The organism is Burkholderia sp. IDO3 (assembly GCF_003366075.1).
GTDB lineage: Bacteria > Pseudomonadota > Gammaproteobacteria > Burkholderiales > Burkholderiaceae > Burkholderia > Burkholderia anthina.
The window spans coordinates 351,986-376,616 of the sequence record NZ_CP028964.1 but is presented as its reverse complement, the minus strand read 5'-3'; the positions used below and the strand labels follow the sequence as shown (position 1 = coordinate 376,616).

Below are 24,631 nucleotides of genomic sequence, written 5' to 3'. Positions count from 1 at the left end.
GCGCGTCAGTGGCGCCCGCATTGCAGATCAAGCGTCACCGGGCCGGTCGGCCGCGCGCAGCACAGCAATACCGACCCTTCGGGTGGCGCCGACAGCGGCGCCTCGTCATACGCGACGCTGCCGGACAGCAGCGGCGTCATGCAGGCATTGCACAGGCCGGCACGGCAGTTGAATACCGGCGCATATCCCGCCTGCTCGGCCATCTCCAGCAACGAGCCGTGTTCCGGTCGCCAGCGTATCGGCTTGCCATGCGGCTCGAAGCGCACGGTGATCGCAGCGCCGTCTGCAGCGGCCGGATCGGCACTCGCACCCGTGGCCGCAGTCTGCTCCGCGACGCCGGACCGCGGTGCATCGGTTTCGTCTTCAAGCACCGTCGCCGGCCCGAAGAATTCGTGGCGAATCCGCTCGCGCGCGACGCCCAGCCCGCGCAGCAGGCGCCAGTTCGCCTGCATGAAACCGGGCGGGCCGCACAGGTATACGTCGTAGTCGTCGAGCGGCAGCAGCGATTGCAACCACTCGCGCGTCACGATCCCGCGACTGTCGAAGCCGCCGCGCGCGTCATCGTCCTCGAGCGGCTGCCGGTAGCACACGTGCACGTCGATACCGTCCCGCGTCGCGGCCAGCGCGCGCACTTCGTCGGCGAACGCATGGACCGCGCCGTTCTCGCATGCGTGAATGAAATGCACGCGCCGATGCGACGCGCGCGACAGCCGATGCAGCATGCTGACCATCGGCGTCACGCCGACGCCGCCGCTCATCAGCACGACCGGACGCTCGCTGCCTTCGTCGCACACGAACGCACCGGCCGGGCCGGCCAGTTCGAGTTCGGTGCCGACCTCGACGTTCGCGTGCAGATACGTGGAACCGCGTCCCGGCGGCACGTCACCGCCGCCGTCCTCGCGCTTGACCGAGATGCGCCAGCGCGTCGTGTCGGCAGGGTCGCCCGACAGACTGTAGTGGCGCAGCACGCGCTCACCGTCCGGCAGCGTCAACCGCAGCACGACGAACTGGCCGGGCGCGAACACCAGCGGTCGCGCACCGTCCACCGGCACGAGTTCGAACGAGACGATCACGCCGCTTTCGCGCGTGCAGCGCTGAACGCGAAACCGCTCGAACCGGCTCGGCGCGGTCGGCGCCTGCGCGGTAGTCAAACCGGCGGCGGCCATGTTATCGCCCCGCCTCGCACGCGACGGCAGCCGCCGCCTGCTCGGCGTCGATCATCTGGCCGAGCGCGCGCCGGAACCGCAGCGGCCCGGAATCGATCGCGAGATCGATGTTCGGCTTGCGGCGGCGCGCCATGCCCGCATGCACGGCGGCCAGCACCACGCGATCCTCCTCGAACGCATGGCGCACGTCCTCGTCGAACGCACGCGACACCTGTGCGTCGCCCGGCGCGAAATTGCGCGTCTGGAACCAGAAGTAGCGCGTATGCGAATCGTCAACCGGCGTCATGAAGTTGTACGAGTTCATCAGGAACACGTCCGGATGCACGACACCGTCGTCGCTGCCGGTGCCGGCAGGCGTGAAGATCGCCTTGATCACCGCGACCGACGGAAACCGCACCTCGTAATGCTGCTTGCGATCGCAGCGCCCCGGGAAGCGGACGAATTTCGCGTAGAACGGTGCGACGTCGACGTCGCGCATCCAGCGCGACACGGTCACGCCGTTGTCGGCAACGCTCGTCTTCAACGGCTCGGATTCGCACGCGGCGTTGCCGAACGACGAACGATGCACCCACGCGACATGCGACGGATCGAGCAGGTTGTCGGTCATGTACAGGTAATGACAATCGACGGTCATCGCATCGCCGCGATTGAGGCCCCATGCCGGATCGTTCCATTCGTCGATCGTCAGGATCGCGTCCGGATCCGCGGCCGCTTCGTCGCCCATCCACACCCATACGAGCCCGTAGCGCTCCGCGACCGGATACCGCCGCACCATCGCCTGGGCCGGAATCCGGGCCGAGCCGGGCGCGCGCACGCACGCGCCGGAACAGTCGAACGTCAGGCCGTGATAGCCGCATTCGACGTCGTCGCCCGTCAGCCGGCCCATCGATAGCGGCAGCATCCGGTGCGGGCACGCGTCCTCGAGCGCCACCGGCGTGCCGTCGGCCTTGCGATACAGCACGATGCGCTCGCCGAGCATCGTCACGGGCGTCAGCCGGCGCGTGACATCCTTGTCCCATGCCGCGACATACCAAGCGTTTCTCAAAAACATCCGATTCTCCTGTTGTTCGGAGCCGCGCGCCGCGCTCCCCGGTATCGATGCCTCAGACCGAAGCATAAGAAACCTCAACAGGAAAGAATAGCTACCCAAAACTGATCGATGCTTTAGTATCTCTAAAACGAATTTCGTCTACGATCACGCTTTTGCCGGATCCACTGCCATGAGTACGCTTCCTCCCTTGCGCGCGCTGCAGGTCTTCGAAGCCGTCGGTCGCTGCGGCGGCATCGCCGAAGCCGCGAAGCGCCTCGGCATTTCGGCGGGCGCCGTCAGCCAGCAGATGAAACTGCTCGAGGACACGCTCGGCCTCAGCCTGCTCGAGAAGGACGGCAAGCGGCTGCGGCTCACGACGGCCGGGCGCCGCTACCACGAGCGCTGCGCGGACGCGTTCGAACGGTTGCGCATCGCGCACGCGGAAGTCGAGCGCTCGCGGCACGACCGCAACCTGCGGATCAGCGCGCTGCCGTCGCTGCTGTCGAAATGGCTCGCGCCGCGCGTGATCGAATGGCAGCAGGCCTACCCGGAACTGAGCCTCTATCTCGACGGCACGCACACCGAGCCGTTTCCGGACGGCTGCGAGATCGATTTCCGGATCAGCTATGGCGATCGTGTCGCCGACGTCGACAACGCGGTCGAGCTGTTTCGCGACGCAGTGGTACCCGCCTGCAGTCCGCATCTGCTGCACGATCGCGCGCCGCTCGTGGCGGCGGCCGACTTGCTGCCGTTCCCGTTGATCGCGATCGACTGGCAGCCGAAGTTCGCGTCGCCGCCGTCGTGGCAGGACTGGTTCGACGCGCATGGCGTGGATGCGGCGACGGCGGCACCGGTCCGCCATGCCTTCTCGCTGTCGAGTGTCGCGATCCAGGCCGCGATCGACGGCCACGGCTTCGTGCTCGCCCAATCGTCGATGATCGCCGACGACGTCGCCGCCGGGCGGCTCGTCGTGCCACTCGCGTCGGGACTGCCGCTGCCGTGGCCGTACTTCCTCGCGTGGAAGAAAAGCGCGTTCGACAAACCGGAATGCCGCGGCTTCCATCGCTGGCTGCTCACGCGTGCGCGCGAGCAGCAGCAGGTGAGCGACCAGTTGATCGCGGCGTGCCCGACGGGCGCCGCGTAGCACGACTCAGAACGCGTGCCGGATGCCGCCCCGGGCGCAGCGCACTGCCATTGCGCGAGTCGCTCGAAGAGGCCTTGGTCAGCGTGATCTCGCGCAGCGATCGACCGCCGGGGCCGGCGGCCGAATGCTTTCTTGACTGTCTAATCGAGACGATCCGCACGGCGCTGTCATCCGCGTCGCCGCATGCGCGCAACGTGCTGCAATCGGTCGACCTGCTGATCTGAGCACCGCCCGGCATCCAATCTGCCGGACAGCACGCGATGGAACCGTATCCGGTTACGGATTCGACCGTTCGATATCGAAATAGTGGCGCTCCAGCCGGCGGAACGTGCCGTCCTGGTTCATCGCGGCGATCGCGCCGTCGATCTTGTCGCGCAGCGCGCCGTCCTCCTTGCGCAAGCCGATCGCCACGCCCTTGCCGAGCGTCTTCTCGTCGACGACCGGCTCGCCGACGAACGCATAGCCGGCCCCTTGCGGCGTTTTCAGAAACCCTTCGCTCGCGGAGATCATGTCGGTCAGCGTTGCGTCGAGGCGGCCGGCGCGCAGATCGTTGTATACGAGTTCCTGGTTCGCGTACGACACGATCTCGATGCCGGCAGGTGCCCAGTACGTGCGCGCATAGGTCTCCTGCGTCGAGCCCTGCGCGACGCCAACGCGCTTGCCTCGCAGCGACGCGACGGTCGGCTTGAGGTCGCGGCCGCGCGGGCCGACCAGCCGGCTCGGCGTATTGAACAGCGACGTGGAGAACGCGACCTGCGTCTCGCGCTGCGGCGTGACCGACATTGCAGACAGGATCGCGTCGAACTTTCGGCCCTTGAGCGCCGGGATGATGCCGTCGAATGCCGTCTCGACCCACACGCACCGCGCGTTCAAACGGCGGCAGATCTCGTTGCCGACATCGATGTCGAAGCCGACGAGTTGCCCCGACGGCGCTTTCGATTCGAACGGTGCGTAGGACGGATCCACGCCGAAACGAAGGCGTGTCGCGTCGCCCGCATGGGCGGAAACAGCGGACACCAGCATGACCAGACCGGCAATTGCGTTTTTCATGTGTGCTCCAGGGGACTCGGATCGAGGCGGCGCGTACTTGCGTTGCGCGTGCCCGGCCGACAGGTTGAAACGACCGGGACCAAGCTTAAAAATCCACAATTCCGCCGAACAGAGGCCTTGTGCTGCGCGTCCCTTAAGTTTTTCTAAAATGGCCGCGTGCGGTCGAGCCGTTCGACTCGCCCCGGAACGCCTCCATTCATCTGCTGAATTCACGCGATCGCGTTGCCGCGGGATCTGACGGTGCTCGACGCATAAGCGCGCCGCTTAAAACAAACGGCCGCCCGAAGGCGGCCGCACGAAGTGGCACCGACGCGCCGCTTACTTGCCGTAGTCGTACACCCCGCGCCCGGTCTTGCGCCCGAGGCGCCCGGCCGACACCATCTCGCGCAGCAGCGGGCATGCACGGTATTTCGTGTCGCCGAAGTCCTTCAGGAACACGTCCATCACCGCGAGGCACACGTCGAGACCGACCAGATCGGCCAGCGCGAGCGGCCCGATCGGATGGTTCGCGCCGAGCTTCATCCCCGCATCGATCTCCTCGGCCGACGCGATGCCTTCGGCCAGCACGAAGAATGCTTCGTTGATCATCGGCACGAGAATCCGGTTCACGACGAAGCCCGGCGCGTTGCGCACGCCGATCGGCGACTTGTCGAAACGCTCGGTCAGCGCGCGCACGGCCGACGCGGTTGCTTCGCTCGTCTGCAGCCCGCGGATGATCTCGACGAGCGGCATCAGCGGCACCGGATTGAAGAAGTGCATGCCGACGAAGCGCGACGGATCGGCGAGCAGCGCCGCGAGCGCGGTGACCGAGATCGACGACGTGTTGGTCGCGATGATCGCATCGGGCCGCGCGACCGACTCGATCTGCTTCAGGATGCGGCTCTTCAGCTCGACGTTTTCGGTCGCGGCTTCGATCACGATGTCGACCGCGGCGAGCTTCGCGTAATCGGTCGACGTCGCGATGCGCGCGAGCGCGGCGTCGCGCGCGCCGGCGTCGAGCTTGTCCTTCGACACGAGCCGCTCGAGGCTGCCCTTCAGCGCGGCGACGCCCTTGTCGAGCGCCGCATCGCTGACGTCGATCATCACGACGTTGAGTCCCGCAACGGCCGCGGTTTGCGCAATGCCGTTGCCCATGGTTCCGGCGCCCACGACGCCGACGGTTTCGATGGTCATACGATTCCTGTGTGTTCGGGTGCTGAGCGGTCGATTATCAGATGTTCTCGAAGATCGCCGCAATCCCCTGACCGCCGCCGATACACATCGTCACGAGCGCATAACGCCCGCCGATGCGCTTGAGTTCGTACAGCGCCTTGACCGTGATCAACGCGCCCGTCGCGCCGATCGGGTGGCCGAGCGAAATGCCCGAGCCGTTCGGGTTGACCTTGGCCGGATCGAGGCCGAGCTCCTGCGTGACCGCGCATGCCTGCGCGGCGAACGCCTCGTTCGCCTCGATCACGTCGAGATCGGTGATCTTCAGGCCCGCGCGCTCGAGCGCCTTCTGCGTGGCCGGCACCGGGCCGATGCCCATGTACGCCGGATCGACGCCCGCATGCGCATACGCGACGAGACGCGCGAGCGGCTTCACGCCCTGCGCGCGCGCGGCGTCCGCGCTCATCATCAGCACCGCGGCGGCGGCGTCGTTGATCCCCGACGCGTTGCCGGCCGTCACCGTGCCGTTCTCCTTCGCGAACACCGGCTTGAGCTTCGTGAAATCGTCCGGGCCGGCATCGTGGCGCACGTGCTCGTCGGTGTCGAACGCGACCTCGCCCTTCTTCGTGCGGATCGAGATCGGCAGGATCTGATCCTTGAAGCGCCCTTCGGCGATCGCGCGCGCCGCGCGACGATGCGATTCGAGCGCAAGCGCATCCTGCGCGTCACGCGAAATGCCGTATTTCTTCGCGACGTTCTCGGCCGTCACACCCATGTGGATCGTCTGGAACGGGTCGTGCAGCGCGCCGAGCATCATGTCGACGAGCTTGCCGTCGCCCATGCGCTGGCCGAAACGCGCGGCCGGCACGGTGTACGGCGCGCGGCTCATGTTTTCCGAGCCGCCGCCGATCGCGACGTCGGCGTCGCCGAGCATGATCGTCTGCGCGGCCGACACGATCGCCTGCAGGCCCGAGCCGCACAGGCGGTTCACGGTCAGCGCCGGCGTATGTTGCGCAACGCCGCCGTTGATCGCCGCGACACGCGCGAGATACATGTCCTTCGGCTCGGTGTTCACGACGTGGCCGAACACGACATGCCCGACCGCATCGCCCGGCACGTTCGCGCGCGACAGCACTTCGCTCACGACCTTCGCACCGAGATCGGTCGGCGAGAAATCCTTCAGGCTTCCGCCGAAATCGCCGATCGCGGTACGGACACCGCTCACCACCACGACTTCCTTCGCTGCATTGCTCATCGTCTCACTCCGGTTCGTTCGCGCCCGCGGGCGCGGGGATGCGTTTGCGTTACATGTTCGGGTAATTCGGCCCGCCACCGCCTTCCGGCGTGACCCACACGATGTTCTGCGTCGGGTCCTTGATGTCGCAGGTCTTGCAGTGCACGCAGTTCTGCGCGTTGATCACGAGGCGATCGCTGCCGTCGTCGTTCTTCACGAACTCGTACACGGCCGCCGGGCAGAAGCGCCCCTCCGGGCCCGCGTACGTGCGCAGGTTCACGTTCACCGGCACGTTCGCATCCTTCAGCGTCAGGTGCGCCGGCTGGTTCTCCTCGTGGTTCGTGTTCGAGATGAACACCGACGACAACCGGTCGAACGTCAGCTTGCCGTCCGGCTTCGGATACTCGATCGGCTGGCATTGCGATGCCGGCTTCAGCATCTCGTGGTCCGCATGCTTGTGGTGCAGCGTCCACGGCACGTTGCCACCCATCACCTTCTGCTCGAGCCCGACCATCAACGTGCCGAGGTACAGCCCCTTCGCCATCCACTGCTTGAAGTTGCGCGCGCGGTACAGCTCCGTGTGCAGCCACGATTGCTTGAAGGCATCCGGGTACGCGTTCAGCTCGTCCGACTGGCGGCCGGCCTGCAGCGCGTCGAACGCGGCGTCCGCCGCCAGCATGCCGGTCTTGATCGCCGCGTGGCTGCCCTTGATCCGCGACGCGTTCAGGAAGCCCGCGTCGTCGCCGATCAGCGCGCCGCCCGGGAACACCGTCTTCGGCAGCGACAGCAGCCCGCCGGCCGTGATCGCCCGCGCGCCGTACGACACGCGCTTGCCGCCTTCCAGGAACGCGCGGATCGACGGATGCGTCTTGTAGCGCTGGAATTCCTCGAACGGCGACAGGTACGGGTTCGTGTAGCCCAGGCCCACCACGAAGCCGACCACGACCTGGTTGTTGTCCATGTGATACAGGAACGAGCCGCCGTACGTGTCCGACTTCAGCGGCCAGCCGGCCGTGTGGATCACGAGGCCCGGCTTGTGCTTCGCGGGATCGATTTCCCACAGTTCCTTGATGCCGATCCCGTACGCCTGCGGATCGGCGTTCGCGTCGAGCTTGAACTTCGAGATCAGCTGACGGCCGAGGTTGCCGCGGCAGCCTTCGGCGAACAGCGTGTACTTCGCGTGCAGCTCCATGCCGAGCTGGAAGTTCTCGGTCGGCTCGCCGTCCTTGCCCACGCCCATGTTGCCGGTGGCGACGCCCTTCACCGAGCCGTCGTCGTTGTAGAGAATCTCCGCGGCCGGAAAGCCCGGGAAGATCTCCACGCCGAGCGCCTCGGCCTGTGCCCCAAGCCAGCGCGTGACGTTGCCCAGCGAGATCACGTAGTTGCCGTGGTTCTGGAAGTTGGCGGGCAGCGCCCAGTTCGGCGTGGTGATCGCGCTCTTTTCAGACAGGAACAGGAAGCGGTCTTCCGTCACCTCGACGTCGAGCGGGGCGCCGCGTTCCTTCCAGTCGGGGAACAGCTCGGTAATCGCGCGCGGGTCCATCACCGCGCCCGACAGGATGTGCGCGCCGATCTCGGAACCCTTCTCGAGCACGCACACGCCGATCTCGGCGCCTTTCTCGGCGGCCAGCTGCTTGAGCCGGATCGCCGCAGACAGCCCGGCGGGGCCGCCGCCGACGATCACGACGTCGTATTCCATCGATTCGCGCGGGCCGTACTGCGCGAGCAAGTCCTGTGTGGTCAAAATCCTGTCTCCTCCTGCGCCCCGACCGTTACGGTCAGAACTGGTCTTCCGTCAACGCGAGCACGCTCTCGTTGCCCTTCGCGCCGACGATCGACGCTTCCAGGCCAGCTGCCTGCACGAGCACGTGTTCCGCATAGCATTGCGCGATCGCGATCTTCGCATCGAAGAACGCCGTGTCGCTCGCGCGGTTCGCATGCGCCGCCAGCAGCGCGCGCGCCATCTGCCATCCGCACAGCACGACGCCCGCGAGCTTCAGGTACGGCACGCTGCCCGCGAACACCGCGTTCGGATCCTGCTTCGCATTCGCCAGCACGTAATCCACCACCGACGACAGCGATCGCGCGCCCTGCTCGAGCTGCGCCTTCATCGACGCAGCTGCTGCGCCGTCCAGCTTGCCGAGCGCCGCGACAGTCTCGCCGATTTCGGCGATCAGTGCGTTGGCGACCGCCCCGCCGTCGCGCAGCGTCTTGCGGCCGACGAGGTCGTTCGCCTGGATCGCGGTCGTGCCTTCGTAGATCGCGAGGATCCGCGCATCGCGGTAGTACTGCGCCGCGCCGGTTTCCTCGATGAAGCCCATCCCGCCGTGCACCTGCACGCCCAGGCTCGCCACGTCGTTCACCATCTCGGTGCTCCAGCCCTTCACGACCGGCACCAGATATTCGTAGATTGCCTGATGACGCGCCCGCGTCGCCTCGTCCGAATGGCGGTGGGCAATGTCGCTGTGCGCGGCGGCCACGTAGGCGAGCGCGCGCGCGCCTTCGGTCAGTGCGCGCATCGTGCCGAGCATCCGGCGCACGTCCGGGTGATGGATGATGGTCACCGACTGCCTGGCCGACCCGTCGACCGGGCGGCTCTGCACGCGTTCCTTCGCGAATTCGGCGGCCTTCTGGTATGCACGGTCGGCCACGCCGATGCCCTGCATCCCGACGCCGAAGCGCGCCGCGTTCATCATGATGAACATGTATTCGAGGCCGCGATTCTCTTCGCCGACCAGATAGCCGATCGCGCCGCCGTGGTCGCCGTATTGCAGCACCGCCGTCGGGCTCGCCTTGATCCCGAGCTTGTGCTCGATCGACACGCAGTGCACGTCGTTGCGCGCGCCGAGCGAGCCGTCTTCGTTGACCAGGAACTTCGGCACGATGAACAGCGAAATGCCCTTCACGCCTTCCGGCGCGCTCGGCGTGCGCGCGAGCACCAGGTGGACGATGTTGTCCGCCATGTCGTGCTCGCCCCACGTGATGAAGATCTTGGTGCCGAACACCTTGTACGTGCCGTCGCCCTGCGGCTCGGCACGCGAACGCACCAGCGCGAGATCCGAGCCGGCCTGCGGCTCGGTCAGGTTCATCGTGCCCGTCCATTCGCCGGAGATCAGCTTCGGCACGTAACGCTGCTTCTGCTCGTCGGTGCCGGCCGTCAGCAGCGCCTCGATCGCGCCGTCGGTCAGCAGCGGACACAGTGCGAACGACAGGTTCGATGCGTTCAGCATCTCGATGCACGGCGTCGCGATCAGCTTCGGCAGACCCTGGCCGTCGTATTCGGCCGGATGCTGCAGGCCTTGCCAGCCGCCCTCGACGAACTGGCGGAACGCGGCGCCGAAGCCGGGCGTCGCCGTCACGACACCGTCCTTCCAGCTGCTCGGATTGCGGTCGCCTTCGACGTTCAGCGGCGCGAGCACCTCGCCGCAGAATTTCGCGGACTCGTCGAGCACGGCCTGCGCCGTGTCGTAACCGGCTTCCTCGAAGCCCGGCAGCTGCGCAACGGTGTCGATGCCCGCGAGTTCCTTCAGCACGAACAGCATGTCCTTGACGGGGGCGTTATAGCTCATGGTCGATGTTCCAATCAGGCGGTGAAGAGGGTGCGCCACTGAGCCCGCTACGGCAAAACCGGCCAGCTCCAGGCGACGTCGTGACCCATCGTAATGCCGCGCCGGCCGTTTCCCATTGTCATATCCGGCCCACATGGTGACAAAACCGGCCACGCGATGCGCAGGCGGCGGGGGCAAGGATCGGCCGGATGCGGGTTTGGCCGGTGGCGGTTTCGGGGAAAACGGCGCGCGCAAGCGGCATGCCCGGCGGCGGGGTCGAAACGGCAGTTCGTGCGTGCCCGGCGGCGATCGGCGATGGCCGGCGACAGGGATCCGGTTATGGGAATCGCCCAAGGAAGCCGGCCATGGGAGTGTGCGAAGGCGCCCGGTTATGGGAGGATCCTGGCACGCCGTGACGTCTTCGGGATGAAAATCCGGCAGCGGATCGCAGTTGAAATCGTGGGCCGCGGTTCGAGGATCAGCGGGCAGCACGCGGGCTTGCGCCCCGGCCGATCGGGGCATGCGGCGACCCGCTACCCGACAGGCAGCCACGCGCGACGGCAGCAGCGCTGGCTCGCGCGCCGCCGCAAACATCCGGGGAAATGCCGACCGTACGGAACAGAAAGGCCGCAGCGCCTCACGCCCGCAGCAAGCGCCGATGAATCCGGCCGCGTTGCAAGGCCGGCCGCCGGCGGCCCGAGCAAGTCCGCGCGCCGGCCAACCGGCCGATCCGCGACCACCAAGCGATAGCCAACCCTGCCGCTATCGCTTGTCCTGCGCCAGCACCGGATCGCCGAGGTTCACCGACACGGCCATCCCCTGCGGCGCAGCATATTCGGTCATCCGCCTGCGCGACAACTCGAAGTGATCGCGCACCAGTTGACCGGCTCCGTCGGCATCCTGCCGCTCGAGCGCGTCGATGATCTGGTCGTGCTGGACGACGGCGCTTTCGAGCGTGTGCTGCATCGTGTCCGTCGTCGGATAGCGGTAGAACATCTTCCCGAGCCGCGCGTGATCGATCAGCAGGCGGCGCAGGCTCGGCATCAGGTAATCGTTCTGCGCGATCCGGCCGATCTCGAGGTGGAATTCGTCGTTGTAGATCACGCGGTTGACGACATTGCCGCTGGCGATCGCCGCGCGGAAATTCGCCTGGATCGTGCGCAGCCGCGCGATGTCGTCGGGCGTGGCATTGAGGGCCGCGAGCTGGGTGGTCGCTATGTAGATCAGCGGCGCGGCGATGAAGAAGCTGCGCAGCGACTGGAAATTCATCGACGACACGCGCGGCGCGCGATTCGTCTCGAGCTCGACATAGCCTTCCGCCGCCATCTGCCGGATCAGCTCGCGGATCGGCGGGCGCGACATGCCGAACTCGTCGGCCAGCGCGGCTTCGTCGATCAACGCGCCCGGCGCCAGCTCCATGTTCACGATCCGGCGCCGCAGCGCCTCGCCCAACGCCGACTTGCGATCGACCGTTTGCGCCACATCCGCCGGTGCCGAATCCCCACCCGTTCCTTTCATAACGCTCTCGTCAATGTGAAGCGCGTACTATACGGCCCCGCCCGGGGCCATGGCTAGCGCCGCCCCTTGCCCCGCCGGCTGCACGCGCTGCGTGCGCGGCCGGCGCCCTGTCCCGCCTCGACGGCCGCGCAACGCGGCACGCAACCGCCCGCGCCATCCGCCGTCTCCTCCATCGCCCGTCGAACCGCCGCATTCGTCGAGGGTTAACCCTCGATTCCCGCAATACGATTGTTGGAATATAGTCTGTCTACTAACTATAGTTTATTAGACGCACGATAAAATATTTTCTTTCCAGAGCGGTGTTTCGAGTGCCTCGCGGCGTCGATCGAGCCGATCCGGGGAGCCAGACAAGGGTGATCCAGGGACCGGCGCCACCGGCCCGGATCATCCGCACAGCCAGCGGCTGACATCGCGAATCAGGACATGGGCGCCCTCGCACGCACGTGTCATTTCAATCAACGAGACACTGGATTCAGAAGAATGCTTAGGGTGACTTCGCCGACGGTAGAAGAGGCTGCGCGGCCGCAACGCGATGCGCGCAAGGTCAGGGTCGGTGCGCTGCCGGCCGACGACCAGGCGTGCGGCTGGTATCACACGAGCGCGCCGCGCGTGTCGCGGCCGTCGCACACGGGCACGACGAAGGCGCGCTGGGGCGTGATCGGCGCCGGCTTCACCGGGCTCGCCGCGGCGCGTCAGCTCGCGCTGAACTTCCCGGACGACGAAGTCGTCCTGGTCGACGCGCAGGACGTCGGCTTCGGCACGTCCGGGCGCAATGCGGGTTTCGCGATCGACCTGCCGCACGACATCGGCGCGGACGACTACATCGGCGACATCGATACCGCGAAGATGACCCTGCAGTTGAACCTGCTCGGCCAGTCGGTCCTGCGCGCGCTGGTCGACGAACACGGCATCGACTGTCACCTGCGCGCATCCGGCAAGTACCAGGCGGCGGTCGAGCCGCGCGGCATCGCGGTGCTCGACGCGTACCGGCGCGGCCTCGACAAGCTCGGCCAGCCGTACGAAGTGATCGAAGGCAAGGACCTGCCGTCGCATATCGGCACCGGCTTCTACCGCAAGGGCCTCTTCACGCCCGGCACGATGCTGCTGCAGCCGTCGGCGCTCGTGAAGGGCCTGGCCGACAGCCTGCCGTCGAACGTGACGCTCTACGAGCACACCGCGATCACCGACGTCGAATACGGCGACAGGATCGTGCTCGCGCATGCCGGCGGGCGCATCACCGTCGACAAGCTGGTGCTGGCGAACAACGCGTTCGGCATGCGCTTCGGTTTCCTCGCGCGCACCATGTTGCCGGTGTTCCTGTACGCCAGCCTCACGCGGCCGCTGACCGGCGCCGAGCAGGCGCGACTGGGCGGCCAGCCGTTCTGGGGCGTGATTCCGGCCGACCCGTTCGGCAGCACGGTGCGGCGCACGCACGACAACCGCATCCTGATCCGCAACAGCTTCAGCTTCAATCCGAACGGCCGCCCGAACAATCGCCATCGCGAACGCGCGCTGGCGCGCCACCGGCTCTCGTTCGAACGCCGCTTCCCGATGCTGCCGGACGTCGGGTTCGACTACACGTGGAGCGGCTCGCTCGCGCTGTCGCAGAACCACAAGGGCTTCTTCGGGCAGCTCGCGCCGAACGTCTATGGCGCGCTCTGCTGCAACGGCCTGGGCATCACGCGCGGCACCGTGACCGGCACGCTGCTCGCCGACTGGCTGGCCGGCAAGCGCGACACGCTGACCGACTTCCTGCTCGCGACGTCGGGCCCGAACCGCACGCCGCCCGAGCCGTTCCTGTCGGCCGGCGTGAACGCCACGCTCTGGTGGGGCCAGCGCAAGGCCGGCCTGGAGAGCTGAACGGGCCGCGCCGCACGACGACACCATCGAATCCGGGCTTCAGCGATCGAGCCGCCGCCGCACGGCGCGCCCGCGGAGATCGCGCCCACTCATCAGGACATCAGGCAGGAGACAACAGCGAATGGCAAAAACGACGGTATCCATCGAAGACGTACCCCTCAACGGATTTCACCAGTTGCTCACCGTGCGATCGGGCGGCGGCTGGCTCATGGACGGCTACGTGCTCAGCATCATCGGCGTGGCCATGGTGCAATTCTCGGCCGCGCTGCACCTGACCAGCTTCTGGGAAGGCATGGTCGCCGCCTCGGCGCTGCTCGGCATCTTCGTCGGCGGTTTCCTCGGCGGCTGGCTGACCGACCGGATGGGGCGCCGCCGGCCGTACTTCTTCGGCCCGGTGCTGTTCATCGTCTGCTCGATCGCGCAGTTCTGGGTGCAGTCGGGCGAGGCGCTGTTCGTGCTGCGCTTCATCACCGGCATCGGCGTCGGCATCGAATATCCGGTCGCCGGCTCGCTGCTGACCGAGTTCATGCCGCGCAAGTATCGCGGCCCGCGTCTCGCGATGCTGACCATCATCTGGTTCTTCGGCGCGGCGCTCGCGTACATCGTCGGCAACATCCTGCTCGCGAAAGGCGGCCCCGACGCATGGCGCTGGGTGCTGGCGAGCCCGGCCGTGATCGGCGTCGCGCTGTTCCTGGTGCGCATCGGCACGCCGGAATCGCCGCGCTGGCTGCTCAACAAGGGCCGCAAGGCGGAGGCCGAAGCGGTGATCCGCAAGGTGTACGGGCCGTCGTTCTCGATCCGCAACCTGCCGGAAGAACCGGTCGACCGCAAGGTGTCGCTCGGCGCGCTGCTGCATTCGGGCTACGGCAAACGCATGCTGTTCGTGGTGCTGTTCTGGACCTGCTCGGTGATTCCGGTGTTCGCGGTCTATTCGTTCGCGCCGCGCGTGCTGCAGGCGCTGCGCCTCGAAGGCGACTGGGAAGCGTACGGCTCGGTGGCCATCACGCTGCTGTTCGTGGTCGGCTGCGCGATCGCCACGCGCATCATCAATACGCTCGGCCGCCGCGCGCTGGTGATCCACAGCTTCCTGTGGTCGGCGCTCGCGCTGCTGGCGCTGGGCGCGTGCTCGGAAAGCTCGGCGATGCTGATCCTGGTGCTGTTCGGCGCGTATGCGCTGCTGATCGGCGGCGCCCAGGTGCTGCAGCTCGTCTATCCGAACGAAATCTTCCCGACCGACATCCGCGCGTTCGCGGTCGGCATGGGCGCATCGCTGTCGCGCATCGGCGCGGCGGTCGGCACCTGGCTGGTACCGATCGCACTGCAGAGCGTCGGCATCGGCAACACGATGTACGCGGCGGCGGCCGTGTCGATCGTCGGCCTGGTGGCGTCGATCGCACTCGCCCCCGAGACGGCTTCGCTGTCGCTTCAGGAAGCCGCTTCGCTCGGTCACTGATACGCATGACACGCACGCCGCGGCCGTCGCGGCGGCGGCATTTCCAACGCAATCCTTACTTTCATTTCAGCGGGAGCACATCATGAATTTCAACGGCATCTACACGCCGGCCATCACGCCCCTGACCGCCGAAGGCGGCATCGACAAGGCGGCGTTCGCCGAAGTCCTCGAGTACCTGATCGGCGCGGGCGTGCACGGCATCATCATCGGCGGCTCGACCGGCGAGTACTACGCGCACACCATGCAGGAACGCATCGACCTCGGCGCGTACGCGAAGCAGGTGATCGGCACGCGCGTGCCGCTCGTGATCGGCACCGGCGCGATCCGCACGGAAGACTCGATCGAATACGCGAAGTCGGCCCGCGAGATCAAGGCCGATGCGATCCTGGTCGGCTCGCCGCCGTACGCGCTGCCGACGGAGCAGGAAAACGCCGCCCACGCGATCGCCGTGGACCGCGCCGCCGACCTGCCGGTGATGCTCTACAACTACCCGGCGCGCATGGGCGTGTCGATGGGCCGCGCGTTCTTCCGCACCGTCACCGCCGCGTCGAAGAACTTCGTCGCGATCAAGGAAAGCTCGGGCAGCACCGGCCAGCTCCACATGCTGGCGCGCGAATTCCCGAACATCAGCGTGTCCTGCGGCTGGGACGACCAGGCGCTCGAATTCTTCGCGTGGGGCGCGAACAGCTGGGTCTGCGCGGGTTCGAACTTCCTGCCGGCCGAACACGTCGCGCTGCACCAGGCCTGCGTGGTCGAGAACGACTTCCGCAAAGGCCGCCGCATCATGTCGGCGATGATGCCGCTGATGGACTTCCTCGAAGACGCGGGCAAGTTCGTGCAGTCGATCAAGTACGGCAGCGAACTCGTCGGCCTGCGCAGCGGCGGCGTGCGCGCACCGCTGCAGCCGCTCGACGACGCGAACAAGGCAGTGCTCAAGCAGATCGTCGCCGACGTGAAGCGCGAGATCGCGGCGATCGTCGGGGGCCAGGCCTGATGGCGGAACTGCTCAGCGCATCGCAATACGCGGCCATCGCGGCCGGGCTGAAGCTGCCGACGCAGGCCTTCGTCGACGGGGCGTTTCGCCCCGCCAACTCGGGCAACACGTTCGCGACGCTCAACCCGGCCACCGATCAGGTGCTCGCGCACGTCGCGGCATGCGACGCCACCGACGTGGACGATGCCGTCGCGCGCGCCAGGGCGGCCTTCGCCGACGGCCGCTGGCGGCAACTGCCGCCGTCGCGGCGCAAGTCGATCCTGCTCAGGTTCGCCGATCTGCTCGAACAGCACGCGCACGAACTGGCGACGATGGAGAGCCTCGACAGCGGCAAGCCGATCCGCGAATGCCAGAACATCGACGTGCCCGAAACGATCCACACGATCCGGTGGCACGCCGAACTGATCGACAAGGTCTACGACAACACCGCGCCGGTCGGCTCGAACGCGCTGGCACTGGTGGTGCGCGAACCGATCGGCGTGGTCGGCCTGGTGCTGCCGTGGAACTTCCCGCTGCTGATGCTGGCATGGAAGATCGGCCCGTCGCTCGCGGCCGGCTGCTCGATCGTCGTCAAGCCGGCGATGGAAACCACGTTGACCGCGCTGCGCGTGGCCGAACTCGCACACGAGGCCGGCGTGCCGGCCGGCGTGTTCAACGTGCTGCCGGGCGGCGGCAAGGAAGTCGGCGAGCCGCTGGGCCGCCATCCGGACGTCGCGATGGTCAGCTTCACCGGCTCGACCGCCACCGGCCGCCGCTTCCTGCACTACGCGGCGGAATCGAACCTGAAGCGCATCGTGCTCGAATGCGGCGGCAAGAATCCGGCCGTGGTGATGCGCGACGTGGCCGACCTCGACGCGGTCGCGCAGCACGTGGTGAACGGCGCGTTCTGGAACATGGGCGAGAACTGCTCGGCGTCGTCGCGCCTGATCGTGCACGCGGACATCAAGCCGGCGCTGCTCGAGCGCATCGGCGTGCAGATGCGCGAATGGAAGATGGGCGACCCGCTCGACCCCGAGCATCGCATCGGTTCGCTGATCAGCAAGGCGCACTTCGACAAGGTTCGCTCGTATCTCGACCAGATCGGCACGGACAAGCTCGACGTGGTGTTCGGTGGGTCGACCGCGAACGGCATCTTCGTCGAGCCGACCGTGGTCGACGGCGTGCGTCCGGACCACGCGCTGTTCCAGGAAGAAGTGTTCGGGCCCGTGCTGGCCGTCACGACCTTCACGGACACCGACGAGGCGATCGCGCTCGCGAACGATTCGGTGTACGGGCTCGCGGCGTCGGTCTACACCAGCAACCTGAACGACGCGATTCATCTGTCGCGTTCGATCCAGGCCGGTGTGGTGACGGTCAACTGTTTCGGCGAAGGCGACATCACGACCCCGTTCGGCGGCTACAAGGCCTCCGGGTTCGGCGGCCGCGACAAGTCGATCTGGGCGCATGACCAGTACACCGAGATCAAGACCATCTGGATTGACGTACCGACCCGCGCCGCATAAATTCATCGCCGCGCGACACCCGCATGCCGGCCGCGATCGCCACGAGCGAGCGCGGCCGGCTTGTCGCATCTGGCGGGCCGTCGGCCCGCAGCAACACATTCACCCGGTATCGGCAGGAACAAGCATGAACAGCAGGAACAGGGCGACGCTGATTGGACTCGTCGCAATCGTTTTATGGAGTTCGATGGTCGGGCTGATTCGCGGCCTGAGCGAAAGCTTCGGCGCAACCGGCGGCGCCGCGATGATCTACACGGGCGCGGCGGCGCTGCTGCTCGTGACGACCGGGCTGCCGCGTCTTGGCGAAGTCCCGCGCCGCTACCTGCTGTGGGGCAGCGTGCTGTTCGTCGCGTACGAATGGTGCCTGTCGCTGTCGATCGGCGATGCGCATACGGCGCGCCAGGCGATCGAAGTCGGCATGGTCAATTACCTGTGGCCCACCTTCACGATGGTGTTCGCGATCCTGTTCCTCGGCCAGCGCGCGAACCTGCTGATCGTGCCGGGCGTGCTCCTCGCGATGGTCGGCGTGGGCTGGGTGCTGGGCGGCGAGCACGGGCTCGATACCGCCGGCATGTTCGCCAATATCGCCGACAACCCGTTCAGCTACGGGCTGGCGTTCGTCGGCTCGCTGATCTGGGCCGCGTACTGCACCGTGACGATCCGGATCGCGAACGGCAAGAACGGCATCACGCTGTTCTTCATCATGGTCGCGATCTCGCTGTGGATCAAATACCTGTTCGACGGCGAGCATACGATCGTCTTCAGTTTCAATGCGCTCGCGTACCTCGTGCTCGCGTCGGCGGCCACAGGTATCGGCTATTCCGCGTGGAACATCGGCATCATGCGCGGCAACGTCGCGATCCTGGCCGGCGTGTCGTACTTCATCCCGGTCATCTCGGCCGCCCTCGCCGCGCTGCTGCTGAACGCGTCGCTGTCGTCCGGCTTCTGGATCGGCGCGTTCTGCGTGTGCGGCGGCTCGATCCTGTGCTGGCTCGCGACGCGCAAGCGCGCGCCGCGCGCCACTGTATCGGCGCAGGCCGAGCAGTGCACGTAACGGCATCGGCGCTCGCGTGCCTGCTCCGGCCGGGCGCGCGAGCGCCATGCGCCGCATGTCAGATGCCGTGCGCGTCGAGACGTCCCGCATACCATCCGACGAACTGGTCGACGTAGTTCTCGGTGGACGGCGAGTACGGGCCCGGGATGTACCCCGGGTCCCGCGCGCCGCGATGATTGATCGCCACCAGGCTCGCGTCCTGCGCATTCGTCGCGACCCAGACTTCGGTCAGCTTCGTCAGGTCGTAGTCGACACCTTCCACCGCATCGGCGTGCACGAGCCACTTCGTGCGGACCAGCGTCTTCTCCGGCGTGAGCGGGATGATGTAGCTGATCATCGCGTGGTCGCTCATCACGTGCGTCCACGAGTTGTGCGTCCACATGTGCGTATCGCCGAGATCGCGGCGCGTAATATTGCCCAGCAGTTTCCGCGATGCAACCTTCGTATCCATCGTCTGCGATTCGCCGTGACCCGCGATCAGCAGACGCTCGGTGCGGAAATGCGTCGCGACGTCGCCGGACAGCGCCTCGACCGCCTTGCACACCCAGCCTTCGCTTTCCCAGCTGGCTTGCGTGTCGGCATTGAGCTTCTCATACGCTTGCTGGGCCTTCAGCGCCGCTTCGTCCATGTCGTCCGCGCAGGAACCGGTCGATTCGGGCAGGAACGACTGCGTCAGCTCCGGATGCCCGGCCTCGCAGTGGTAGCACTCGCGGTTGTTCTCCATCACGAGCTTCCAGTTGCCGTCCTCGACGATCTCCGACTCGAACGCGATCTTCGTGTTCTGCAGTGCGTACGGCGCGAAGCGCGGCCCCATCGTTTCTTCCAGGTGCGCAATGTCGGCCGGCGGCTCGTCCGCGAAGCACACGAACACGTGCGTGCCGACCACCTTCACGTGCACGGGCAACAGATTGCGGCAGGTGCTGTCGAAGTCCTTGCCCATGTGCTTGGTGTGGCGCAGGCTGCCGTCGAGGTCGTAGGTCCACTGGTGATACGGGCACACGAGCATGCCGACCGTCGACTTGCCCGCTTCCTTCAGGCGTGCGCCACGATGGCGGCACACGTTGCGATAGGCGCGGATGCCTTCGTCGTCGTCGCGCACGATCATGACCGACGCCCGGCCGATATCGACGACCGACACGTCGCCCGGCTCCGGGATGTCCGCGGTCACGCCGACCACGATCCAGTGCTTGTGAAAAAAGATATCGACGTCCGTCTCGAACACATCGGGGCGGCTGAACACTTCGCCCGGCAACCCGCAGCCCGGCTTGCGGCTGCGCACGAGTTCGCCAAGCGGTCTCAATTGAACGTCTGACATCGTCTTCTCCAACGTTGATGGGGAAGCGGGACTTCGGTCGATCCCGCGTTAGCCGCAGTATTGGCGTGCCGGAAAAACGCGTCAATGCGCTTTATTTTCCCGGATTCATTACATTGGATTATGGGCGATGACGACCGCCGGCTGCGGTCTTTCGCAGCGAATCCCGCTCGCTTCCGCATGCAGAAAAATCCCGCGCCGTCGAGAAAATGCACTCGAAGGCCGCGGGACAAAGCAGTTCCCCACGGGGGCGAAACTGCGTCAGTGATAAGGATGATCAAGAAATCGAAGCGCCCGGCGCTGAATGCGCAGAGGTCGCACCGGTCAGCGCCCCGCTCACGTCACGCGACGCCGGCGTCGTCCTTCAACAGGTCGATCAGCGTCTGGATCGTCGGCGTGATCGACCGTCCGTGCGGCACGACCAGGTAATACGCGTCGTTCAACGGCAGCGTGACATCCATCAGACGCACCAGGTCGCCCGACGCGAGATGTTCATGGAGCAACCGGCTCCACCCGAGCGCGACGCCCTGCCCGAGCAATGCTGCCTGAACCGCGTCCGGATACAGGCAGGTGCGCACGCCGTACCTGAGCTTGGCCGGGCGCGCGCCGACGGCGCGAAACCACTTGTCCCAGCTCAGCCAGCCCTCGGATGTCGAGTCTTCCTCGATGAAGGTCATGTTCGCGAGCTCGTCGAGCGAGCCTGGCGTGCCGTACTCGTCGCGCCAGGCCGGCGAGCATACCGGGAACACCTGTTCGTCGAACAGCAGATGCGCGCTCCCGTCGCTCCACTTGCCGTCGCCCCAGCGAACCACGGCGTCCACCTCGGTATGGCGCAGATCGGCGGTAAACATCGTCGTCGTGAGACGGATGCGCAGGTTCGGGTGCAGCGCCTTGAGCCGCGCGAGGCTCGGCATCAACCGGAAGTGCGAAAACGCCGCCGTCGTGGCGAGCACCAGTTCCTCGTCTTCGAGCCCGGTCGACAGCCGGTCGAACACGCCGGCGATCTTGCCCATCGCTTCGGCCACGACGGCATAGAGCGCCGCGCCTTCGCTGGTCAGCGTCGTCGTGCGGTGCAGGCGATCGAGCAGGCGCACGCCGAGCTGTTCCTCGAGCAACCGGATCTGCCGGCTGACGGCGGCCTGCGTGACGCCGAGCTCGGACGCGGCCTGCGTGAAGCTGCGCAGCCGCGCGACGGCCTCGAACTCCACCAGCGCCGTCAACGAAGGGATGAGCCGCCGATAACCTTTTGCACCGTCCATGCCTGCTTCACCGTGAATCGTGTTGTATGAGTCGCCCGTGCCGCCGTTCCGCCGCGCCGTATACGCCACCGACGGGCGGCGGCAATCCATGCCATCCGCCCGTCGGGGTTCGACGCGCCCGGAATCGACGACGATCCCCGGCCCGCGTGTGCGCTTACAGCGACGCCTTGACCTTCTCCGCGGCAGCCGGCGTCACCCACTTCGTCCACACGTCCTGCTTTTCCTTCAGGAAGCGCTTCGCGCCGTCTTCGCCGGTGGCCTGGTTGGCCGTCATCCACAGCATGATCTGCTGCAGGTCGGCGGTCTTGAAGCTGCGCGTGTTCAGATACTTCATCACGTCGGGGCTGGCTTTATCCGCGAACGGTTTGGCGATCAATGTATACAACTGCCCGACCGGCCAGCCCGTCGGCTTCGGATCGGGACAGCTGGCCACCGTCGTGCAGCGCTTCCACTCCGCCTGGTCGACCGGCACGCCGGCGTCGAGCTTCACCATCTGGTATTTGCCGAGAAGGGAAGTCGGCGACCAGTACACCCCGAGCCACGCCTGCTTCCGTTCGTAGGCCTTCGCCATCGATCCGTCCAGCCCTGCCGCCGATCCCGTATCGACGATCCGGAACCCGGCCTGCTGGGCCTTGTACGCCTTGAACAGTTGAGCCGTATTGACCGTCATCCCCCACCCTTGCGGGCCATTGTAGATCGCGCCCTTGCCCGGATTTTCCGGATCGGGGAACAGCTCGGGATGTTTGAGCGCGTCCGGAATCGTCTTGATGTCGGGGTGCGCATCCGCGACGTACTTCGGGATGTACCAGCCGTAGACCGCGCCCTCCTGAATGGTCTTCGCGCCCATCACGATCTTCTTTTCGTCGATGCCCCGCTGCACGATCGCGGGCAGCAACGCAATCGCGCCTTCCGACACGACGTCCGGCTTGCCCTTGTCGACCATCGACGTAATGGTCGGCACGGTGTCGCCGATCACGGTGTTCACCTGGCAGCCGTAGCCGTCGCCGAGAATCGCCTTGTCGACAGCCGCTTCCAACTCGGCGCTTTGCCAGTTCATGCTCGCAATCGTCACGCGTCCGCATCCGGCGGCGTAGGCGTGCGAGCCGCCACCGAGAACACCAGCTGCCACGAGTGCGCCAAGAAATTTCAGTTTCATTGCAGTTTCCTCAAAGTTTCCGGACCTTCCCCGGTTTGCGTTGGTATGCGCGCGCTTCCATGTCCGCCCGATGCGAACACGGTCGAGCGCGTGACTGCGGGCGCGTGCGATTGCTTCAATCGCCGGCCGGATGGCAATACGCGGCCGTGCGCGGCCTCGTGGCGCCACGAATCGAATGTCGGTATCCGGTGCACATCCCGGCGGGCTTCATCCGCGCGCAACCGCCACGGATGCGTCCGCGCGGGCGTGCGCCGCCGGCATGCTCGGCACGTCGTGCGCGTCTTCCGGCGTCGCCAGCGCACACGCCAGTTGACGCAGGTCGACGGTGCCGAGCGGCTGGTTGCCGTCGCCGACGACCGTCAGGCGATCGAAGTCCGGATCGCGCGTGAGCATCGACAGCGCGCCCTCGAGCGTCGTGCCCGCGGCAACGCGCATCCCCGCCGCCGGCACGGTGGCGCGCAGCGGCGCCATCACGTCCTCGACGCAAACCACGCGGCCGCGATTCACCTGCCTGACGAAGTTGGTGACGTACTCGTCGGCCGGACGCAGCACGATGTCCTGTTTCGTGCCCTGCTGGACGATGTTGCCGTCGCGCAGGATCGCGATCTGGTCGCCGAGCCGCAGCGCCTCGTCGAGGTCGTGCGTGATGAAGACGATCGTCTTGCGGATCTCCTTCTGCAGATCGAGCAGCACCGTCTGCATGTCCATCCGGATCAGCGGATCGAGCGCGGAGTACGCCTCGTCCATCAGCAGCACGGGTGCATCCATCGACAGTGCGCGCGCCAGCCCCACGCGCTGCTGCATGCCGCCGGACAACTGGTTCGGATAGCGCTGCTCGAAGCCCTTCAGGCCCACGCGTTCGAGCCATCGCATCGCCGTGTCGACCGACGTGTTGCGCGCGACGCCGCACACTTCGAGCCCGTAGATCACGTTCTCGAGCACGTTGCGATGCGGCAGCAGCGCGAACTTCTGGAACACCATCGCCGTCTGGCGGCGGCGGAACTCGCGCAGCGCCTTGAGCTTCATCCGGCAGACGTCGACGCCGCCGATCAGCACCTCGCCGGCCGTCGGGTCGATCAGCCGGTTGATGTGGCGGATCAGCGTCGACTTGCCCGAGCCGGACAGGCCCATGATGACCTGGATGGAGCCGGCGGGAATGTCGAGGTTGATGTTGCGCAGCCCCAGCACGTGGCCGGTCTGCGCAAGCAGCTCTGCCTTCGACAGGCCGTTCTTCACGGCATCGACATGGGACGCGGCCTTCGGTCCGAAGATCTTGTACAGACTGCGGATCTCGATGCCGCCGGATTGAATGTCAGCCATGGACCACCTCCTGGTGCTTTTGAAGCCGCTTGCCATAGGCCTGGCTGACGCGGTCGAAGATGACGGCGATGCCGACGATCGCGAGGCCGTTGAAGATACCGAGCGTGAAGTACTGGTTGGCGATGGCCTTCAGCACCGGCTGGCCGAGCCCCTGCACGCCGATCATCGCGGCGACCACCACCATCGCGAGCGCCATCATGATGGTCTGGTTGACGCCGGCCATGATGGTCGGCAGCGCGAGCGGCAACTGCACCTTCACGAGCCGCTGCCAGCCCGACGAACCGAATGCGTCGGCCGCTTCGATGATGTCCACGTCGACCAGCCGGATCCCGAGATTGGTCAGGCGGATCATCGGCGGAATCGCGTAGATCACGACTGCGATGAGGCCCGGCACGCGCCCGATGCCGAGCAGCATCACCACCGGAATCAGGTACACGAAGCTCGGCATGGTCTGCATCACGTCGAGCACCGGGTCGACCAGCCTGCGCACGCGGTTCGACTTCGCCATCAGGATCCCGATCGGCAAGCCGATGAGGATCGACAGCAACGTGCAGACGAAAATCATGGACACGGTCCGCATCGTGTCCTCCCACATGTCGAGATAGCCGATCGCGGCCAGCGTGACGAAGCAGCCGGCGACGATCTTCCAGTTGCGGCTCGCGATCCACGCGACCGCGAGCACCAGCAGCATGATGATCGGCCACGGGGTGCGCGTCATGAAGTGCTCGGCCGCCGTCAGGAATTGCTGAAGCGGCTGGAACGCCGCGTCGATCGGATCGCCGTATGCGGCGGTAAACGCACGGAAGCCGTCGTCGATCGAGCGCTTCATGTTCAGCAGCGCGTCGTCCTGCATGTGCGGGAATGTGTGTATCCAGTCCATTTGAT

20 protein-coding genes are annotated in these 24,631 nt (G+C 66.5%); 7 read left to right on the top strand and 13 right to left on the bottom strand.

Translation table 11 applies throughout. The features are described 5' to 3' along the window. Positions 1–5 precede the first annotated feature (5 nt). Positions 6–1,166 carry a 2Fe-2S iron-sulfur cluster-binding protein gene (locus DCN14_RS33360; RefSeq protein WP_096506070.1) on the bottom strand — a complete coding sequence of 387 codons (1,161 nt, stop codon included), beginning with the start codon at positions 1,164–1,166 and terminating at the stop codon, positions 6–8. A gap of 1 nt (position 1,167) precedes the next feature. Then, the gene (locus DCN14_RS33355; protein ID WP_096506068.1) at positions 1,168–2,217 is read right to left on the bottom strand and encodes an aromatic ring-hydroxylating dioxygenase subunit alpha; all 1,050 of its coding nucleotides are present in this window, start codon (positions 2,215–2,217) and stop codon (positions 1,168–1,170) included. Positions 2,218–2,386: 169 nt separating this feature from the next. On the opposite strand from DCN14_RS33355, the gene DCN14_RS33350 reads away from it, so the two are divergent. Next, entirely contained in the window at positions 2,387–3,340 is a 954-nt protein-coding gene (locus DCN14_RS33350) for a LysR substrate-binding domain-containing protein (protein ID WP_096506066.1), read from the top strand. 74 nt (positions 3,341–3,414) lie between these two features. Next, the gene (locus tag DCN14_RS38170) at positions 3,415–3,564 is read left to right on the top strand and encodes a hypothetical protein (protein ID WP_162826269.1); all 150 of its coding nucleotides are present in this window, start codon (positions 3,415–3,417) and stop codon (positions 3,562–3,564) included. Between the two features lie 52 nt (positions 3,565–3,616). Here the strand turns inward: DCN14_RS38170 and DCN14_RS33345 are convergent, their stop codons facing one another. From DCN14_RS33345 to DCN14_RS33320, 6 genes are all read right to left on the bottom strand, one after another. After that, the gene (locus DCN14_RS33345) at positions 3,617–4,390 is read right to left on the bottom strand and encodes an ABC transporter substrate-binding protein (protein WP_096506064.1); all 774 of its coding nucleotides are present in this window, start codon (positions 4,388–4,390) and stop codon (positions 3,617–3,619) included. 318 nt (positions 4,391–4,708) lie between these two features. After that, positions 4,709–5,563, bottom strand: coding sequence for a 3-hydroxybutyryl-CoA dehydrogenase (locus DCN14_RS33340; protein ID WP_096506062.1), 855 nt, complete (start codon positions 5,561–5,563; stop codon positions 4,709–4,711). Positions 5,564–5,600: 37 nt separating this feature from the next. Further along, a complete protein-coding gene (gene bktB / locus DCN14_RS33335) occupies positions 5,601–6,794 on the bottom strand; it encodes a beta-ketothiolase BktB (protein ID WP_096506060.1) in 1,194 nt (397 codons plus the stop codon). 49 nt (positions 6,795–6,843) lie between these two features. Continuing rightward, positions 6,844–8,517 carry an electron transfer flavoprotein-ubiquinone oxidoreductase gene (locus DCN14_RS33330; RefSeq protein ID WP_096506058.1) on the bottom strand — a complete coding sequence of 558 codons (1,674 nt, stop codon included), beginning with the start codon at positions 8,515–8,517 and terminating at the stop codon, positions 6,844–6,846. A 34-nt stretch (positions 8,518–8,551) separates the two neighbouring features. Further along, on the bottom strand, positions 8,552–10,342 hold the full coding sequence (locus tag DCN14_RS33325; protein ID WP_096506055.1) for an acyl-CoA dehydrogenase: 1,791 nt from the start codon (positions 10,340–10,342) through the stop codon (positions 8,552–8,554). A 741-nt stretch (positions 10,343–11,083) separates the two neighbouring features. Further along, complete coding sequence (locus DCN14_RS33320; protein WP_096506053.1) at positions 11,084–11,839, bottom strand: GntR family transcriptional regulator; 756 nt, start codon at positions 11,837–11,839, stop codon at positions 11,084–11,086. A 657-nt stretch (positions 11,840–12,496) separates the two neighbouring features. Here DCN14_RS33320 and DCN14_RS33315 point away from each other — a divergent pair. The 5 genes from DCN14_RS33315 (at position 12,497) to yddG (ending at position 18,699) form a co-directional block, all read left to right on the top strand. Next, positions 12,497–13,699, top strand: coding sequence for an FAD-binding oxidoreductase (locus tag DCN14_RS33315; protein WP_240327504.1), 1,203 nt, complete (start codon positions 12,497–12,499; stop codon positions 13,697–13,699). A gap of 121 nt (positions 13,700–13,820) precedes the next feature. Beyond that, positions 13,821–15,152 carry an MFS transporter gene (locus DCN14_RS33310; protein ID WP_096506049.1) on the top strand — a complete coding sequence of 444 codons (1,332 nt, stop codon included), beginning with the start codon at positions 13,821–13,823 and terminating at the stop codon, positions 15,150–15,152. A gap of 82 nt (positions 15,153–15,234) precedes the next feature. Then, on the top strand, positions 15,235–16,146 hold the full coding sequence (locus DCN14_RS33305) for a dihydrodipicolinate synthase family protein (protein ID WP_096506047.1): 912 nt from the start codon (positions 15,235–15,237) through the stop codon (positions 16,144–16,146). Beyond that, positions 16,146–17,648, top strand: coding sequence for an aldehyde dehydrogenase (locus DCN14_RS33300; protein ID WP_096506045.1), 1,503 nt, complete (start codon positions 16,146–16,148; stop codon positions 17,646–17,648). Before DCN14_RS33305 ends, DCN14_RS33300 begins: the two co-directional genes overlap by 1 nt. A gap of 124 nt (positions 17,649–17,772) precedes the next feature. Then, a complete protein-coding gene (yddG, locus tag DCN14_RS33295) occupies positions 17,773–18,699 on the top strand; it encodes an aromatic amino acid DMT transporter YddG (protein ID WP_096506043.1) in 927 nt (308 codons plus the stop codon). A gap of 58 nt (positions 18,700–18,757) precedes the next feature. On the opposite strand, the gene DCN14_RS33290 is transcribed toward yddG, so the two are convergent. The 5 genes from DCN14_RS33290 to DCN14_RS33270 all read right to left on the bottom strand — a co-directional run bounded on the left by DCN14_RS33290 (position 18,758) and on the right by DCN14_RS33270 (position 24,626). Further along, a complete protein-coding gene (locus DCN14_RS33290) occupies positions 18,758–20,014 on the bottom strand; it encodes an aromatic ring-hydroxylating dioxygenase subunit alpha (protein WP_096506125.1) in 1,257 nt (418 codons plus the stop codon). A gap of 338 nt (positions 20,015–20,352) precedes the next feature. Continuing rightward, a complete protein-coding gene (locus DCN14_RS33285) occupies positions 20,353–21,270 on the bottom strand; it encodes a LysR substrate-binding domain-containing protein (RefSeq protein WP_096506123.1) in 918 nt (305 codons plus the stop codon). Between the two features lie 154 nt (positions 21,271–21,424). After that, positions 21,425–22,426 carry a glycine betaine ABC transporter substrate-binding protein gene (locus DCN14_RS33280; RefSeq protein ID WP_096506041.1) on the bottom strand — a complete coding sequence of 334 codons (1,002 nt, stop codon included), beginning with the start codon at positions 22,424–22,426 and terminating at the stop codon, positions 21,425–21,427. Positions 22,427–22,633: 207 nt separating this feature from the next. Further along, positions 22,634–23,746 (bottom strand): glycine betaine/L-proline ABC transporter ATP-binding protein, encoded by a 1,113-nt coding sequence (locus DCN14_RS33275; protein ID WP_096506039.1) that lies wholly within the window; start codon positions 23,744–23,746, stop codon positions 22,634–22,636. Continuing rightward, the gene (locus DCN14_RS33270) at positions 23,739–24,626 is read right to left on the bottom strand and encodes a proline/glycine betaine ABC transporter permease (protein WP_096506037.1); all 888 of its coding nucleotides are present in this window, start codon (positions 24,624–24,626) and stop codon (positions 23,739–23,741) included. Before DCN14_RS33270 ends, DCN14_RS33275 begins: the two co-directional genes overlap by 8 nt. Positions 24,627–24,631: the final 5 nt, after the last annotated feature.